Annotated in this window: 17 protein-coding genes; 16 read left to right on the top strand and 1 reads right to left on the bottom strand. The window is 38.0% G+C overall.

Annotated elements, in window-relative coordinates:
• Nucleotides 1-196: 196 nt before the first annotated feature.
• From tgt to rpsT, 16 genes are all read left to right on the top strand, one after another.
• Nucleotides 197-1345, top strand: a complete 1149-nt coding sequence (gene tgt / locus IV67_RS00475) for a tRNA guanosine(34) transglycosylase Tgt (protein ID WP_057786050.1) — start codon at nucleotides 197-199, stop codon at nucleotides 1343-1345.
• Between the two features lie 35 nt (nucleotides 1346-1380).
• Entirely contained in the window at nucleotides 1381-1803 is a 423-nt protein-coding gene (yajC, locus tag IV67_RS00470) for a preprotein translocase subunit YajC (protein WP_083486629.1), read from the top strand.
• A gap of 72 nt (nucleotides 1804-1875) precedes the next feature.
• Nucleotides 1876-2988: a DNA polymerase IV gene (gene dinB / locus IV67_RS00465; RefSeq protein ID WP_474193373.1), complete on the top strand. Its 1113-nt coding sequence runs from the start codon at nucleotides 1876-1878 to the stop codon at nucleotides 2986-2988.
• A 47-nt stretch (nucleotides 2989-3035) separates the two neighbouring features.
• Nucleotides 3036-3986 (top strand): DHH family phosphoesterase, encoded by a 951-nt coding sequence (locus IV67_RS00460; protein ID WP_057786046.1) that lies wholly within the window; start codon nucleotides 3036-3038, stop codon nucleotides 3984-3986.
• Nucleotides 3979-5328, top strand: coding sequence for a DEAD/DEAH box helicase (locus IV67_RS00455; RefSeq protein WP_057786044.1), 1350 nt, complete (start codon nucleotides 3979-3981; stop codon nucleotides 5326-5328). The genes IV67_RS00460 and IV67_RS00455 overlap by 8 nt, the downstream gene beginning before the upstream one ends.
• A 125-nt stretch (nucleotides 5329-5453) precedes the next feature.
• Nucleotides 5454-6656: an MFS transporter gene (locus tag IV67_RS00450; RefSeq protein ID WP_057786042.1), complete on the top strand. Its 1203-nt coding sequence runs from the start codon at nucleotides 5454-5456 to the stop codon at nucleotides 6654-6656.
• Between the two features lie 292 nt (nucleotides 6657-6948).
• Nucleotides 6949-9600, top strand: coding sequence for an alanine--tRNA ligase (alaS, locus tag IV67_RS00445; RefSeq protein WP_057786040.1), 2652 nt, complete (start codon nucleotides 6949-6951; stop codon nucleotides 9598-9600).
• A 32-nt stretch (nucleotides 9601-9632) separates the two neighbouring features.
• The gene (locus IV67_RS00440) at nucleotides 9633-9884 is read left to right on the top strand and encodes an IreB family regulatory phosphoprotein (protein ID WP_057786038.1); all 252 of its coding nucleotides are present in this window, start codon (nucleotides 9633-9635) and stop codon (nucleotides 9882-9884) included.
• Nucleotides 9885-10319: a Holliday junction resolvase RuvX gene (gene ruvX / locus IV67_RS00435; protein WP_057786036.1), complete on the top strand. Its 435-nt coding sequence runs from the start codon at nucleotides 9885-9887 to the stop codon at nucleotides 10317-10319.
• A 16-nt stretch (nucleotides 10320-10335) separates the two neighbouring features.
• A complete protein-coding gene (locus tag IV67_RS00430; protein WP_057786034.1) occupies nucleotides 10336-10626 on the top strand; it encodes a DUF1292 domain-containing protein in 291 nt (96 codons plus the stop codon).
• Nucleotides 10627-10684: 58 nt separating this feature from the next.
• Nucleotides 10685-10954, top strand: coding sequence for a DUF1292 domain-containing protein (locus IV67_RS00425; protein ID WP_057786032.1), 270 nt, complete (start codon nucleotides 10685-10687; stop codon nucleotides 10952-10954).
• 84 nt (nucleotides 10955-11038) lie between these two features.
• Complete coding sequence (locus tag IV67_RS00420) at nucleotides 11039-11686, top strand: helix-hairpin-helix domain-containing protein (protein WP_057786030.1); 648 nt, start codon at nucleotides 11039-11041, stop codon at nucleotides 11684-11686.
• Complete coding sequence (locus IV67_RS00415) at nucleotides 11683-13902, top strand: DNA internalization-related competence protein ComEC/Rec2 (protein WP_057786028.1); 2220 nt, start codon at nucleotides 11683-11685, stop codon at nucleotides 13900-13902. The genes IV67_RS00420 and IV67_RS00415 overlap by 4 nt, the downstream gene beginning before the upstream one ends.
• Nucleotides 13903-13977: 75 nt before the next feature.
• Nucleotides 13978-15003: a DNA polymerase III subunit delta gene (gene holA / locus IV67_RS00410; RefSeq protein ID WP_057786027.1), complete on the top strand. Its 1026-nt coding sequence runs from the start codon at nucleotides 13978-13980 to the stop codon at nucleotides 15001-15003.
• Nucleotides 15004-15139: 136 nt separating this feature from the next.
• On the top strand, nucleotides 15140-15409 hold the full coding sequence (gene rpsO / locus IV67_RS00405) for a 30S ribosomal protein S15 (protein ID WP_057747200.1): 270 nt from the start codon (nucleotides 15140-15142) through the stop codon (nucleotides 15407-15409).
• Between the two features lie 51 nt (nucleotides 15410-15460).
• Complete coding sequence (gene rpsT, locus IV67_RS00400) at nucleotides 15461-15715, top strand: 30S ribosomal protein S20 (RefSeq protein ID WP_057786025.1); 255 nt, start codon at nucleotides 15461-15463, stop codon at nucleotides 15713-15715.
• Nucleotides 15716-15841: 126 nt separating this feature from the next.
• On the opposite strand, the gene IV67_RS00395 is transcribed toward rpsT, so the two are convergent.
• Nucleotides 15842-17014 (bottom strand): DUF998 domain-containing protein, encoded by a 1173-nt coding sequence (locus IV67_RS00395; RefSeq protein WP_057786023.1) that lies wholly within the window; start codon nucleotides 17012-17014, stop codon nucleotides 15842-15844.
• Between the last annotated feature and the right edge of the window lie 219 nt (nucleotides 17015-17233).

The raw sequence follows: 17233 nt of genomic DNA, 5'->3' as shown, positions 1-17233 counted from the left end.
GGAGAGCACCTGCCTTACAAGCAGGGGGTCACAGGTTCGATCCCTGTATCGTCCATCGTTGAAAGGTTACTCTACTAATTTATTAGTGGGGTAACCTTTTTTATATCCCAAAAATACACAAAACATAGGTTAAATTTGGTATACTAGAGAGTATTGAGTATTAAATTGCTTATATTTTCAAGAAAGGAATTGATACATGACAGATGATTATGCAGTAAAATATGAACTCTTACATGTTGAAAAACATACTGGGGCTCGTTTAGGGAAAATAACAACACCCCATGGAGAAGTCATGACACCAATGTTCATGCCCGTGGGAACACAAGCAAGTGTTAAAAATGTTTCTCCCCGTGAATTACATGAAATCAATTCACAATTTATTCTATCAAACACGTATCATTTGTGGTTACGACCAGGCGATGATTTAATCGCTGAAGCTGGTGGACTACATAAATTTATGGATTGGGACGGCCCAATTTTAACTGATTCAGGTGGTTTCCAAGTGTGGTCATTATCAGATCATAATAGCATTAGTGAAGAAGGAGTGACCTTTAGAAATCATTTAAATGGTGAAAAAATGTTTCTATCACCGGAAGTTGCAATGCGAATCCAAAATAACTTGGGTTCTGACGTGATGATGCAACTAGATGAGGCGATTCCATACTTTGAAAGCTATGATTATGTAAAAAATTCTGTTGAGCGTACGTCACGCTGGGCTGAACGTGCAATTGCAGCACATAAGCGTCCAGAAGATCAAGCATTATTTGGAATCGTACAGGGAGCAGGATTCAAACAATTGCGAAAGCAGTCAGCTGAAGACCTTGTCTCATTGGACTTACCAGGTTATGCGGTTGGTGGTTTGTCAGTTGGTGAATCAAAGGAAGAAATGAATCGTGTCTTAGATTTTACAGTGCCTTGGTTGCCTGAAAATAAGCCACGTTATCTAATGGGTGTTGCAGCACCAGATTCATTAGTTGATGGTGTTATGCGTGGAATTGATATGTTTGATTGTGTGCTACCAACGCGAATTGGTCGTAATGGAACATTAATGACTAAATACGGACGAATAGTTATCACAAATTCAAAATATAAAAATGACTTTTCACCGATTGATCCTGATTTAGATGATTACGGTTCAACGCATTTTACAAAAGCTTATTTGCACCATCTCTTTAAGTCAAATGAATTACTTGGTCAAAATATTGCCAGTGTCCACAACTTGAGATATTTGCTAAAGCTAATGGAAGACATGCGTGAAGCTATTGCTGAAGATCGCTTGTTGGAGTTCAGAGCCGAATTAATGGAAAACTATGGCTATAATAAAGAAAACGCAAGGTTGTTCTAAGACAACCTTTAGAGAAAACTCGAGGTAATAAATTTATGAATCCTTCTATTTTAATGATTGTTGTGCTATTTGCATTGATGTACTTTATGATGATTCGTCCACAAAAGAAGGCGCAAGAAAAGCAAAAGTCAATGCTATCAAATATTAAGCCAGGAACTGAAGTGGTAACAATTGGTGGTCTACACGCTAAAGTGAGCTCAGTTAGTGCTGACCGTAAGACTGTTTCATTGGATGCCGATGGTTCATTTTTAACATATGAAATGAGCGCAATTCGTACAGTTGTTCCTGATGAAACTCAAGAAGCACCTGTTGCGACAGATGCTGCTCAAACAGATGAAGTTAGCGAAACTTCATCAGTAGTTGAAGAAACTGAAGCAAAAACTGAAACTGAACAATTAGCAGAATCAGTTAAGGCCGATGATGCAGTTGTTTCAGAAAAGTCTGAAGATAATAAGTAAGCGTCACATGAAAGATTCAAAGCCTGGTCTTTGAATCTTTTTTTAATGGATTGTCGGATGTGGGAGGTATTGATAATGGGATCACTATTAGAATTTCCATTTAAACTTCAAACGAATCGTAAAATTTTACATATTGATATGGATGCATTTTATGCCCAAATTGAAATTCGAGATCATCCTGAATTAAAGGCTAAGCAAGTTATCCTAGCACGTGACCCACGTAAGTCTGGTGGCAAAGGCGTTGTCGCAACTGCGAATTATAATGCGCGTAAATTAGGTGTACATTCCGCGATGAGTTCAATGGAAGCTTTAGAAAAAGCGCCTGATGCTATTTTTTTAGATCCAGATTTTGATAAATATAGGCATGTTTCACAGCAAGTTCATGAAATTTTTCATGAGTATACCGATAAAATTGAACCTATAGCTTTTGATGAAGCGTATCTGGATTTAACGGATCGGCCCGAACCATTGATTACATTAGCCCATCAAATGCAGCAGGAGATTTATGATAAATTACAGTTAACATCTTCAGTCGGCATTTCATTTAATAAATTTTTGGCGAAATTGGCTTCAGAGCATAATAAACCAGCTGGGTTAACGGTGATTCGTGTCGAAGATATTCGGGCGTTTTTAGATAATCAACCAATTGAAAACATTCGTGGTGTTGGTGTCAAAACTGCTGAGAAAATGCATGAGTTACATATTGAAACCGGGCGCGACTTATATGAGCAGTCACAAGATATGTTGATGGATGAATTTAATAAGCAAGGTTTTGAGCTATATCAAAGAATTAGAGGCATTGATGATCGACCTGTTGAATATGAACGCCAACGTAAGTCAATTGGTAAAGAACACACATTCAACCCACCGATTCGTTCTGAAGATGATATTTTAGCTGAATTTAAAATTATTGCGCATGAATTAGTTAAAGCCTTACAGACACAAAAAATGCATGGAAAAACATTAGTTTTGAAAGTGCGGGATGATGAATTTAATACGACAACGCATCGGATGACACAAAACGATTTTATTCAAAATGATGAAGGAGTCATCAATAATATCGCAATAGATATTTTAGAAGAAATTGGTGGTTACACCAAACCACTCCGCTTAATCGGATTGACTGTAACCGGTCTTTCACCAGTATCATTTGAAAACCTTGCCTTGAGTTTATACGAGTCGTAAGTCGCGGTATGTTATACTAAAAGGAACGAAATTTCAAAGGAAAAAATATGACAGCACAAACACAAATATTTGCACAAATTAAAGCAGCTGATACAATTATTATTCATCGCCATCAACGTCCAGATCCTGATGCCGTTGGATCACAAATGGGGCTCGCTGAAATCATTCGAAACACATATCCTACTAAAAAAGTTTATGTGGTTGGAAAAGAAGTTCCAAGCCTAAGTTGGATGGGCGCAATGGATACAATTGACGATTCAGTTTATGATGATGCCTTAGTCATTGTAACGGATACCGCCAACGAACCGCGCGTTGACGATCGTCGGTATGAGTATGGAAAGACATTAGTTAAAATTGATCATCATCCGAATGACGAACCTTATGGTGATTATTCATGGGTTGATACAACGGTGTCTTCTTCATCAGAACTTATTTTCAGTTTTTACAATGAGTTCAAAGAAGAGCTGACATTGTCAAATGCGGGAGCATCTTATTTGTATTCAGGAATCGTTGGAGATACTGGACGTTTCTTATATGCAACGGGTGCTAGCACAATGTGGACTGTGGCAGAGCTTATGAAATTTAATTTTGATTGGACTAAAATCAATCAAAAGATGGATACAATTTCTCCCGAAGCTGCAAAAGTTTCAGGTTACGTCTATGAACATATGACATTAACTGATGCTGGATTAAATTATATTATTTTGACAAATGAAATTTTAGACTCGTTTGAGTTAGGTGATTATGGAACCGCATTTATTGTACCGTTGATGGGTAAAGTTGATGCTGCACAAGCATGGGCTGTATTCGAACAACAAGATGAGGGATTTTATCGTGTGCGTCTTCGTTCACGCGAAATTCCGATTAATGGCATTGCTAAACGTCATGGCGGTGGCGGTCATCCATTGGCATCTGGGGCATTGGCACAAACTGATGCTGAAGCAAACGATATTGTATATGAGCTAAATCAATTATTAAAGGAGAACACAAATGGCTAAATTTACTGATTATCATTTGCGCGACGAAATATATCGTGCTTTAGATGATATTCACTTTAATGAACCAACACCAGTTCAAGCCCGCTTAATTCCAGTGGTCATGCAGGGCCGTTCGGTTGTCGGACAATCACAAACGGGGTCTGGTAAAACACATACATTCTTGTTGCCAATTTTTCAACATTTAGATCTTGAAAAAGAACAAGTTCAAGCGGTAATTACCACACCGTCTCGAGAATTGGCCCAACAAATTTATCAAGCAGCCAAGCAAATTGCTGATCATTTTGCCGAAGGGGAACAACCACGTATTGGACTATATGTAGGTGGTACGGATAAGAATCGCCAAGTACAACAACTAAAGAGTAGTCAACCACAAATCGTGATTGGAACGCCTGGACGTATTAAAGATTTGTATGAGACTGGTAGTCTAAATATTCATACTGCACGTACCTTGGTTGTCGATGAAGCTGATATGACTTTGGATATGGGATTCTTGAACGAAGTAGATGCAATTGCGGGTGCGATGCCTGAAGATTTGCAAATGCTTGTTTTCTCAGCAACGATTCCTCAGAAATTGGAACCGTTCTTGAAAAAGTATTTGAATAATCCTGTTATCGAAGAAATTCCGGCCGAAACCGTTATTTCACCAACAATTCAAAATGTGTTGATGGATACGAAGGGAAAAGCCAAGGACGAGTTAATTTTTAACTTGTTAACAATGGGAAATCCATATATGGCTTTGGTTTTCACTAATACGAAAGAACGTGCACGTGAGTTAGCTCGCCAATTGAAAGAACGTGGCCTTAAGGTTGCTGAAATTCATGGTGGTATTCAACCCCGTGAGCGTCGCCGTACGATGCAAAAAATCCAACATTTGGATTATCAATACGTTGTTGCGACAGACTTAGCGGCCCGTGGAATTGATATTCCAGGTGTATCATTGGTTATTAATGATGGTATTCCAAATGATTTGGAATTCTTCGTGCATCGTGTTGGACGTACTGGTCGAAATGGGGCATCAGGACTCGCCATCACTTTGTACACACCTGATGAAGATGCCAAGGTAACAGAAGTTGAAAATTTGGGTGTTAAATTCGAACCGATGACATTGTCAAAGGGAGAGCTTAAGCCAGTGGCTGACCGTCGTCGCCGTACGCAACGAACAAAGTCAACCAAGAAACTTGATCCAACGATGATTGGTATGGTTAAAAAGAAGAAGAAAAATGTAAAGCCCGGTTATAAGCACCGCATTAAGAGTGAAATCGAAAAAGATGCACGTTACAAGAAGCGTGTCGAAGATCGACAACAACAACGCTCAAAGCGTAAAGCTAATAAAACCAAATAATTTAAAAGACGATTACTTTTGTAATCGTCTTTTTTTGGAAAAAAAGTTGCAAAAACTTACTCGTTTCGGTAGAGTGGATAGCAGTGAAATTAATGTAAGGCAGTGACTTTACAATTGGAGGAGAAATGAGTAGAACTAAGTTTACAAAGCAACAAAAGTGGGTCGTCGGGTCAATGTCATCAGGATTCATGTTGGAAAACATGGATGTGATGTTTGTCTCTTTTGCGTTAAGTTCAATGATTGCAGACTTACATTTATCCGGTGGACAAGCCGGATTTATCTCATCAGTTACGAATTTAGGGATGTTGGCCGGTGGTGTTATTTTTGGTATTTTAGCTGATCGAATTGGTCGTATAAAGACATTTAATTATACGGTGTTACTCTTCGCATTTGGGACAGCTGCCATGGCCTTAGCCAACGATATCTATCTAATCTATCTATTACGTTTTATTACGGGGTTAGGTGCTGGTGGTGAATATGGGATAGCGATGGCCTTAATCGCTGAAAACTTCCCGAAGAAACAAGTTGGTCGAATTGCATCCGTTGGCGCAATTGGGGGCCAGTTAGGGGCAATGCTTGCTGCCGTCTTAGCAGCGATTGTGTTGCCAGGTAATCATTGGCATGCCTTGTTCTTGTTTGGATTACTACCTGTGGTTTTGACGATTTTCGTACGGCGTCATGTGGCAGAATCACCACGTTTTAAACAACAACAAACGAAGCCAAAGGTATCCCTCAAAGCAATGTTTAATGTTGGTCGAACTGGTTATACAACAATCGCTTTGATGATTATGGCAATTGTTCAAATTGCTGGGTATTTTGGGATGATGAATTGGTTACCAACGATGATGCAACAGAAGTTAAATCTAACCGTTGCAGGATCTTCAGTTTGGATGATTGCGACAATTACAGGTATGTCAGTTGGAATGTTTGTATTCGGTAGCATTTTGGATAAAGTGGGTCCACGGATGGCCTTCGGTAGTTTCTTAATTGGATCAGCAGTGATGGTTTATGGATTGACCTTGGCCAATTCAATGGGAACCCTTTTGTTAGCTGGGGCATTGGTTGGATTTTTCTCAAATGGGATGTTTGGGGGGTATGGTGCGATTATTTCTAATCTGTACCCACCAGAAATTCGTGCAACTGCTAATAACGTTATTATTAATGTTGGGCGTGCGGTTGGTGGTTTTTCACCGGTCGTTATTGGTATGTTGATGGAGAACCGTTCAATGACTTTTATTATGGTTGGACTTTCAGCGATGTATATGATTAGTTTACTTGTTATGTTTACAGTTCCTGGTTTGAAAGCGTACAGTACAGAGTCAGTTTAATTATAGATTGGCATTTAAACTCTAATTATGCTATAATGCAATTCGAGGGTTATCGTTTTCTAATTAGAAAAAAGAGACATCACGGTTGGTGGAAGTGATGCTAAATTAAACGTCTGCTACCTGAAGGATAGTTGTTTGTGCAAATAAACCGTAAATCGGCGTTAACGATAATTTAAGTGGTAATGACAACAGAGAGTCATTGCAAACGAAGTGGTACCGCGTTTTAGCGTCTTCGGTTTGCGATGTTTCTCTGTTTTTTTTAATGAATATTAAATGGAAGAAGGCACATAAGATGAAAGAATTATCATCAGCTGAAACAAGAGATATGTTTTTACGCTTTTTTGAATCAAAAGGGCATGCAATTGAACCGTCACAATCATTAATTCCAAAGGATGATCCCAGTTTGCTTTGGATTAATTCCGGTGTTGCGACATTAAAAAAGTATTTTGACGGTAGTGTAACGCCAGAAAATCGACGTATTACCAATGCACAAAAAGCAATTCGTACGAATGACATTGAGAATGTTGGGCATACGGCACGTCACCATACATTATTTGAAATGATGGGGAATTTCTCAATTGGTGATTACTTTAAAGATGAAGTTATTCCATGGGCCTGGGAACTATTAACTAGCCCTGATTGGTATGCTTTGGACCCTGAAAAGTTATATGTCACGGTTTATCCAGATGACACCCAAACAAAGCAACTTTGGTTAGATGTTGTTGGTTTGCCAAAGGACCACGTTTACGATGAACCAGATAATTTTTGGGATATTGGTGAAGGACCATCAGGACCAGATACTGAAATTTTCTTTGATCGTGGACCAAAATACAATAGTGAAGATGCAGATGAAAATTACCCAGGTGGTGAGAATGATCGTTATCTTGAAATTTGGAACATTGTTTTCTCACAATTCAATCACTTACCTGGTTTAACTAACAATAAAGATTACCCTGAATTACCACATAAAAACATTGATACGGGGATGGGATTAGAACGTTTGGTTTCAGTTTTCCAACATGCGGATACTAACTTTGAAACTGATTTGTTCTTACCAATTATCCACCGCATTGAAGCCATGAGTGATGGTAAGAAGTATGGCGACGATCCAGAGACTGACGTTTCATTTAAGGTGATTGCTGACCACGCACGTGCTGTGACTTTTGCAATTGGGGACGGCGCATTACCTTCAAATGAAGGACGTGGTTACATCATTCGACGTTTGCTTCGTCGAGCAGTTGTGCATGGCCGTCGTTTAGGAATTAATCATGTTTTCTTAAAGGATTTGGTGCCAATTGTTGGTGAGATTATGGCGTCTTATTATCCAGAAGTATTGGAAAATGCTGATTACATTGCTTCAATTGTTGAGACAGAAGAGAATCGTTTTAACAAAACCCTAACCGATGGGTTACAGCTGCTTGAAGATGTGATGGCCGATGTTAAACAAGCAGATGGTGTTATCACCGGTGATGTTGCCTTCAAACTTTATGATACTTATGGTTTCCCGCTTGAAATTACAATCGAAGAAGCTGAAGATAAAGGTTTGAAGGTCGATGAAGCAGGTTTTGAAACGGCGATGAAGGCACAACAAGATCGTGCTCGTGCCGCTCGTGGTAAGCAGACTTCAATGGGAATTCAAGACAGTACTTTGACTGATTTAACAGTTGACTCAAAGTACGTTGGTTGGACTGACCTAACGGTTGCAAATGCAAACCTTTCAGCAATTATTGTAGATGATGCATTAGTGGAGTCTGCGGATGCTGGACAAGCAACTTTGGTCTTTGACCAAACACCTTTCTATGCAGAAATGGGTGGTCAAGTCGCTGATCATGGAACAATTGTTAATCAAGCTGGCGATGTTGTTGCGAATGTGCTGGATGTTCAAAAGGGACCAAATGGGCAACATTTGCACACGGTTGAAGTGCTTAAACCACTTCAAAAAGATGCCAAGTATGATTTGATTGTGGACACTGCATATCACACAGCTGTATCAAAAAATCATACTGCGACCCATATGCTGGACCAAGCCATTCGTAATATTTTAGGTAATCGTTCAACACAAGCCGGTTCATTAGTAACCGCTAATGACTTACGTTATGACTTTAGCTATAATGAAGCTGTACCTGTTGAAAAGTTACAAGAAATTGAAGATTTAATTAACGCTAAAATTATTGAAAATCTACCGGTTTCTTGGATTGAAACTGATAAGGCGACTGCTGAAAAGATGGGAGCCGTAGCGGAATTTTCTGAAAAGTATGGTGAAAAAGTCCGTGTTGTTTCAATTGGCGATTTCAATGCTGAATTTGATGGTGGTACACATGCAGATTCTACCGTAGAATTAGGTATGTTTAAAATTGTTGGTGAACAAGGAATTGGTGCTGGTGTCCGTCGTATTGAAGCGGTAACCGGCGAAGGTGCCATGGCTTTGTTCAAGCAACATGATGCTTTGCTAAATCAGGCTGCAAAGCAGGTTAAGGCACCACAACTGAGTCAATTAAATGATAAAATTGATGCCTTGCAAGCAAACTTAAAGGATGCTGAGCGTCAAGCAAATGCCTTAGAACAAAAACTAGCTAGCCAAAGTGCCGCATCAGCATTCTCTGATGTGAAAACAGCGGGTAACTATTCATTAGTAACAACTGAATTAGAAGTTGAATCTATGGATGGATTGCGTACCGCGGCTGATACTTGGAAGCAATCAATGCCATCTGATGTATTAGTTTTGGCTGCTAACCTAGGCGAAAAAGTTAATTTGTTGGTAGCAGTTAGTCCTGAAGCAATTAAAGCTGGTATTAAGGCCGGTGATTTGATTAAGACAATTGCACCTGCTGTTGGTGGTGGCGGAGGTGGTCGTCCAGACATGGCTCAAGCTGGTGGTAAGAACCCTGCTGGGATTCAAGATGCTTTTGAACAAGCTCAAACATGGTTGAAAGATCAATCATAAGCGATACATCGTATAGACGATGAAGGGAGTTTATAATGAGTACAGAACACACAACTTTATTTAATTTGAATTTTAACGAAGATCATGATGTGCGTAAGATGTTAGAAACAGTTTATGCGGCACTTGAAGAAAAAGGTTATAACCCAATTAATCAAATTGTTGGCTATTTAATTTCAAATGACCCTGCCTACATTCCACGTGTAAACGATGCACGTAACTTGATCCGTAAATTTGAACGTGATGAGATTATTGAAGCATTAGTAAAATATTACTTGGGGAAATAAATGGGTAGACTTTTAGGATTAGACGTTGGATCAAAAACAGTCGGGATTGCGGTTTCTGATATCTTAGGTTGGACGGCGCAAGGCGTTGAAATTATCCCAATTGACGAGGATAATGAAGAATTTGGCATTGAACGTATGAAAGAATTAGTTGCAGAATATCAACCAACTGGTTTTGTTTTAGGCTTGCCTAAAAATATGAACAATACCTCAGGTCCTCGTGTTGACGCGGCAGAAGCATATGGTGAATTATTGAAAGAGACATTTAATTTACCAGTAGATTTTCAAGATGAACGCTTGACAACGGTTGAAGCAGAACGTATGTTAATTGAGGAAGCTGATACGTCAAGACGTAAGCGTAAAAAAGTGATTGATAAATTGGCAGCTGCTTTAATTTTACAAAATTATTTAGACCGAAAAGGTCCATTAGTACAGTAAAGGAGGTTATCTGATTATGGATGACGAACAAGATGTAATTGCACTAATTAATGAACAAGGTGATGAAGAGTTATTTGAGGTATTATTCACTTTCCATAGTGATGAATATGCTAAAGACTATATCATCGTTTATCCAGCTGGTGCTGACTTTGAACAAGAAGTTGATATGTACCCATTCATTTTCCATCCTGAGCAAAATGAAAACAGTACTGAAGGTACCGTTGATCAAATTGAAGATGATGCTGAATTAGCAATGGTTGAATCAAAATTGAATCAATTTATTGATGATTTGGAAGAAGAAGAATAACTAAAAAAGTAGTTGTCGCTGTGGCAGCTACTTTTTTCGCTTTAGAAAGGATCAACCGATGGATAATCAAGAAGTCTACATGTTAATTGATGATGATGGAAATGAAAAAGCTTTCGTTGAATTGTTTTCATTTGATTCTGATGATTTTGGTAAGTCATATATTGTATTAGTACCCGCGGAATCTGAAGCTGGGGAGGATGTACCAGTCTTACCATACAGTTTTGACAAAGATGATGAAGAAGGTGTATTGACACCGATTGACACTGATGAAGAATTCGATATGGTCGAAGAAGTCATGAATACAATCTTAAATGATGAACAACTTTAAAAAGAAGTGCCAATTTGGCACTTTTTTTTTGTAAATTATCAGTAATAGCTGCTCTTTATTGGTAGATAAAGGAGACTTAAACCAATGCAAACGATATGGCAGCAACTTATTGACTATACAAAGAAATATCTTGATTATAAGTTGCTTGTGATGGGTGGGTTAATGATATTGATCGTGTTTCAATTTTGTCATTCTAAAACATCGCAAGCATTCGAGGACAAGGGAGTACCATTAAATTCAGAAGCTGTTAGCCAACCTGCAACAGCGGTTAAGCAGTCGCAATTAACTCAGTCATCTAATCAGATTCATGTTGATGTGAAAGGAGCGATTAAACGTCCTGGTGTTTATACATTCAAAACAGGCGTGCTTGTACATGCTGCAATTCAAAAGGCAGGAGGCCTCACAAGTAAAGCCGATACGCAGCAGGTAAATTTGGCTCAAAAGTTAAATGACGGACAGATGATTTATATTCCAGCACAAGGAGAAACATTGCCAAAGAAAAATTCGTCGATGAGTACGACTGACAAACAAGCAGATAGCGCTGCAAAATATTGTTTAAATGACGTGACATTAGAAGAATTACAAACTTTACCTGGAATTGGACCAAAGCGAGCTGCTGATATCATTGACTATCGTGAGAAAAATGATGGATTCCGAAATGTCGATGATTTGAAAAATGTCGCCGGTTTTGGCGAAAAGACAATTTTAAAGTTGAAAGATTATTTTGAATGAAGATTGGCTTGCTTTTTTATGTTGGTTTATTGAGTATTAGTATGAATTTGGCAATTTATGAAGGCCAAAATTGGGCCTGGTGTGTGACGATTTACTTTTTAGTATTGTTAGTCAAGTTTTATCGACAGTATTTGACCGTGATTGTGATTATGAGTGTCAGTCTCTTTGGATATTGGATGATTTATCAGCATTGTATCAGGGCACCTTTAGATCAAGGTGTAAGTGTGCAACATAAGTTAAATGTACATTTGGATGCATGTAATTTAAGTGGTAAAACTTTAAATGGCGTTGGAAGGACAGAAAGCGGAAATTATAAAGTACAATTTTTTGTAGAACAATTGAATGAAGAACAGAGAAAATTGATAGAAACACATGACAGTTTAATTGAGATGAAAGGGAGCTTTAAGAAAAAATTGTTTGAGGCACCCAGTAACCGGTATGATTTGAATTTTAAAGATGCCATGTATGCCAAAGGCATTGTGTGTTCGTATCAAGCTTCAGCAGTCACGTCAATTATAAGGGTTAGACACGATTTTTTAGACATTGGTAACCTCATAAGAACAGCTCATTTAAAATGTGTGCGATGGTTTGAAAAGTTGCCCGCTGGGTTACGTGATTATGGTGAAAGCTTATTGTTGGGTTACATACGACCGAACTTTTATGAAGATAATATGGGATTACAAGAAATTGGCTTGATTCATTTGTTTAGTATTTCCGGTTTTCAAGTACAGTTACTTTGTCGAATAACGACAGTGATATCTCGGCCTCTACATTTGTTAAAAGAAACTAGGTTACTTGTTTTACAAGGAATTTTAGTCCTATTTTGGGCTTTTGCGAGTGAGGCAAGGAGTTTAATTCGATCTATTTTGACACCAGTTTGTCAAAATTCACTTATATTGTCGGGATATACGTTGAATCGTTATGATTTATGGGGCGTGACAACCGTTCTTTGTTTGGTATGCGATCCGGGATTATTGGGTCAATTAGGGGGACAATTAACATTCGCATTAAGCTTTGCATTATTGTGGATGATGAGCTTTAAATGGTGGCAAATCAGTATCGGATTAAACTTCACGATTTTGCCATTTTTGCTTTGGTATGGCTACACGTGGCATCCAATTAGTTTATTGGCCAATTTACTGATCCTGCCCATTTTTTCTTACATGGTGGTACCGATTGTTATCTTGGGGATTATGGCTAAAATTATAAATATATCAGTTATCTATATTTTTTCGAATGTTTTAATTGAAGCTCTGCAAAATTTTTTGGCATGGTTAGGACAGTTACCAGGAAATGTGACATTTGGGCAACCACCAGCTTTGGGATTAGCATTTTTAATGCTATTAACCATGGGTGTACTGTTATTTCAAACAAAGAAGTTATTAACTTTACTAATCACCACTTATGCTTGTAACTTTCTGTGGATTCAGTTGAATCAGTGTAGTCAAATTGTTTTCTTTGATGTCGGTCAAGGGGATGCAACCTATGTTAAATTACCAAATGGGCAAGATATGGTCATCGATGTTGGTGGTAAATTGGCCTTTGATAAAACGGTTGCCCAGAGAGAGCAAATTGCGCGAAAAAGTATTCGTCCAGTTGTTAGATATTTACAGGCCACAGGGGTTAGAAAGATTGATTATTTGGTGTTAACGCATAAAGATATTGATCACATTGGAAATTTGGAAGCATTTCTAGCACAATATGCGGTTAAGAAGATTATTGTCCCGAATGGAATGGAGAAAATACCGAGATTGAAAAAGTTATCTGCTGTGAATCAGATTAACACGGTACAAGCGAATCAAAAATTAACGACAGGGGCTCAGATACTGGCACCCGATCATGACGGTGAGGGAACTAATGCAGATTCAGTAGCACTGTATTTGCAGTTACGACAATTATCAGTTGTGGCAACTGGTGACTTGGATCAAGCTGGTGAAGCGCGAATTATTAAACAGTTTCATTTGAACCCTGTCTCTATTTTGAAGCTAGGTCACCATGGTTCAAAAACAAGTTCCAGTGCAACATTTTTGAAAGTATTACGTCCAAAAGAGAGTATTGCCTCAGCTGGACGTGATAATCGTTTTGGGCATCCACATTTGGAAGTTGTTGAAAGGATAAATAAAGTTGGGAGTGAACTCCATCAAACTGCTGAGCAGGGGATGATTCGTTATCGGATTATCAATGGACGGACTATTCGTGATTTTGGTCGAAATTAGCTGTGGGGTGACTTGTTTTTTTATAGTTGGCATGGGATTATTAGGAGTAGAAATTAAGTTTAGGTGGGCAAAAATTTGGCAATTAGTTTAAATGAGTTAATAAAAAATGTAGATGCAAAACAATTAGACCCTATTTATCTCATTCAAGGTACTGATCAATATTTATTAGATTTGGTCCGTCAACATTTTATTGACCTAATTGAACCAGAAGATCGCACATTGAATTTAGCACAATTCGACATGCGTGAAGTACCGTTAAGTGTTGCAATCGATGATGCGCGTTCAGTGCCTTTTTTTGGGGATAAACGTGTGGTATTTATTGAACAAGCAATGTTTTTAACGGGTGAAACCACTAAAGGTAAAATCGAACATCATGTTGAAGATTTAATAACTTATATTCAACACCCAGAACCCCAAACTGTACTCGTTATCATGGCACCGTTTGAAAAATTAGATGGTCGAAAGAAAGTCACAAAATTGCTAAAGGAACGTGCAACATATCTTTCTTTTGGTGATTTTTCAGAACGTGATTTGCAACAAATGATTCAAAATGATGTGGCACAGGCTGATTACAAGATTGAACCACAAGCAGTACAATCGTTAATTCGTCTGACTGATATGTCAGTCACGAATGCGATGAATGAATTACAGAAATTAAAATTGTATACGTTACAAACGAAAGTTATCCGTGATCAAGATGTCAATGAACTTGTGATTCGGACCCTAAGCCAGAATGTTTTTGATTTAATTGATAATTTGTTGCATCAAAACCTCAGACAAGCTGTAGAACTCTATCATGATTTATTATTGTCAGGTGAGGAACCTTTGCGGTTACTAGGGGCAATGCTGGGACAATTTAGATTGTTGTTACAAGTTAAAGTTTCTAAAAAGAGTGAGCAAGGAACTGCGACCGCCTTAAAAGTGCATCCTTATCGTGTAAAGTTGGCAAAAAAAACAAGTCGACGTTATTCATATAAGGCATTAGCCAGTGCATATTTAGGCTTAGTTCAGATGGAAAAAGAGTTAAAGACAACGAGTAAAAGTCCGGAAATGTTATTTGAATTATTCATTTTGCGGTATCAATATGAAATAAATAGCTAAAAAGGCTTGCATTTACGGAAAGAATTAGCTATTATTATCAAGTGCATTATGCACACGACCTCATACGATGTTTGGCGGTTCACCGTCGTCTTACGTTGTATCTGGCGACTATAAAAAAGAAAGGTGGATATCCATTATGGCTATTTCTGCAGAACGCAAGAATGAAATCATTAAGGAATTCGCACGTCACGAAGGTGATACTGGTTCAGTTGAAGTTCAAGTTGCAGTTTTAACTGCTGACATTAATGAATTAAACGAACACATGTCAGAACACAAGCACGATTATCACTCACAACGTGGGTTGATGAAGAAGATCGGTCACCGTCGTAACTTGTTGCGTTACCTACGTAATAACGACGTTCAACGTTATCGTGAATTGATCCAAAAGCTTGGATTGCGTCGTTAATTTTAAAGTTAACTGCGTACATTTTGACATATATCATCGGAGGAGAAAGCGATGCCAATTATTGAGTCATCAATCCAACGTGCCCGCTTAAACAAAGTACAACGCGAGCGTAACGTTCAACAACTTAGTGCATACCGCACTGATGTTAAGAAGTTCCGTAAGGGTGCTGAAGCTGGAGCCGACAATTTGAACGAATTGTTTGTAAATGCTTCATCAGCTATTGATCGCGCTGCTTCAAAGGGCTTGATTTCTAAGAACAAGGCTTCACGTGACAAGTCACGTCTTGCAGCTTTGTTGAACAAGTAATCAATAAGCGTTATTAAATGAAAACAGTTCATTCAGCTGAATGAACTGTTTTTTTGTCTATAAATTTGTCCATAAATAAAAGCCATAGTTATAAGACTATGGCTTTTATTTATGAAAAAATGATTATTAAACATCTGAATTTGGTGATTTGACAACCTTAGTTTTAAACTGGCTGGCGGGTAGAGCGATATTACGTAAATGCAACAAAAGCATGATAAGCCAGAAGAAAACTAAACCACAGGCAGTCACTTCAAATCCTGTTAATGAGAGATAGTGAACTTTTTGAAAGAGAATATCAGACAAAATTAGAAGACCACCAACTGAATAGGATGTGACGATAAATTCATGACTAGCTTGTGGTAGGAACCATTTAATCCCGACAATCATAATTAGAATCCAAGTGACAAGTAATTGCGCAATTTGATCATGAACTTCGTGCGTCCAACCTGGATTATTTGGGAAAAGCCCAACACCTGCTAAGGTAATTGACAATAATGAGAATAGAATTCGTAAACAGAATAAACGTCGATTCTTTTTGAAACTAGCATTTAAGGCTGAAAAAAGATAATCGACTAAAGTTAACATGATTAAACCGGAAAAAATCAAAGTGAAATTGAAATAAATTGCATTTTTGGCCTGTTCCGTTCCTAAATAACTAAAGTTATGTTGCCACCAGTCTGGGCTACCATTAGTCAGCATTGAGAATAGAATCCCACCAAATAGCATGGCAATTAATGTATAAGTAATGCTCGAGAAACTGACATCACGTGCAGCAGCAGCGAGTGTATAAGAACTTAAACCGGTAATTAAACCGACAAGAATTGAAGTTGTATATAAGTCTAAGCGTAATCCAATAAAAGCGTTTGAAAAGAATTTAAAGAAAAAGGCTAGGGTGGCTAATAAGATTAAAGACATAGCCAATGTAAGGGTAATAATGTGGCGCCATTTTAACTCACCTAATTTTTGATGACGGACTTTTATGAGGTTAATCAAATATGAAATACCACCAAATATAAGACTGAGGTAAATGGTCGCTTGTGAAATTGAATTATCACCTTGGAGCGGAACAGTAGATAATTGAAGTAGCTCGAAGGAAATGAATGCTAAAATACCAGCGACTAAAGAAGTAAGTAAAAAAGTACGAATAGATACTTTTTCATTGTGATTACCTGCGGACTCATCCTGTAAAGTGAACTGGCCATTAGAAAAGACAGCATTTAACTCACTATTTGGCTTAATATTGATCTGTTCAAGGACATCGTCAGGGATTTCTATATAGTATTTATCTTGTTGTGACATAATAGGCAACAAACTCCAATCCTAGTTATCAGCGTGTGACAACTGAAAAATATAACCGGATTCATTATACAAGATATTGATATAAAACATAAGGAATAAATCAATTTATTTTTGTAGTTCTCTACATTAATGAGTTGGTGGTGTGTCGTATTTATGATATATTAGTACATAAGAACATCAGAGTGGGAATGTATTTTTCCCGGAAAGAATAAAGGATAA

Source organism: Weissella minor (assembly GCF_001437425.1).
GTDB lineage: Bacteria > Bacillota > Bacilli > Lactobacillales > Lactobacillaceae > Weissella > Weissella minor.
This window is presented reverse-complemented; position numbering and strand designations above follow the sequence as displayed.

Coding starts and splice junctions, on each gene's coding strand:
- tgt (WP_057786050.1), top strand. CDS start 197: ATGACAGATGATTATGCAGTAAAATATGAACTCTTACATGTTGAAAAA.
- yajC (WP_083486629.1), top strand. CDS start 1,381: ATGAATCCTTCTATTTTAATGATTGTTGTGCTATTTGCATTGATGTAC.
- IV67_RS00460 (WP_057786046.1), top strand. CDS start 3,036: ATGACAGCACAAACACAAATATTTGCACAAATTAAAGCAGCTGATACA.
- IV67_RS00455 (WP_057786044.1), top strand. CDS start 3,979: ATGGCTAAATTTACTGATTATCATTTGCGCGACGAAATATATCGTGCT.
- IV67_RS00450 (WP_057786042.1), top strand. CDS start 5,454: ATGAGTAGAACTAAGTTTACAAAGCAACAAAAGTGGGTCGTCGGGTCA.
- alaS (WP_057786040.1), top strand. CDS start 6,949: ATGAAAGAATTATCATCAGCTGAAACAAGAGATATGTTTTTACGCTTT.
- ruvX (WP_057786036.1), top strand. CDS start 9,885: ATGGGTAGACTTTTAGGATTAGACGTTGGATCAAAAACAGTCGGGATT.
- IV67_RS00430 (WP_057786034.1), top strand. CDS start 10,336: ATGGATGACGAACAAGATGTAATTGCACTAATTAATGAACAAGGTGAT.
- IV67_RS00425 (WP_057786032.1), top strand. CDS start 10,685: ATGGATAATCAAGAAGTCTACATGTTAATTGATGATGATGGAAATGAA.
- IV67_RS00420 (WP_057786030.1), top strand. CDS start 11,039: ATGCAAACGATATGGCAGCAACTTATTGACTATACAAAGAAATATCTT.
- IV67_RS00415 (WP_057786028.1), top strand. CDS start 11,683: ATGAAGATTGGCTTGCTTTTTTATGTTGGTTTATTGAGTATTAGTATG.
- rpsO (WP_057747200.1), top strand. CDS start 15,140: ATGGCTATTTCTGCAGAACGCAAGAATGAAATCATTAAGGAATTCGCA.
- rpsT (WP_057786025.1), top strand. CDS start 15,461: ATGCCAATTATTGAGTCATCAATCCAACGTGCCCGCTTAAACAAAGTA.
- IV67_RS00395 (WP_057786023.1), bottom strand. CDS start 17,014: ATGTCACAACAAGATAAATACTATATAGAAATCCCTGACGATGTCCTT.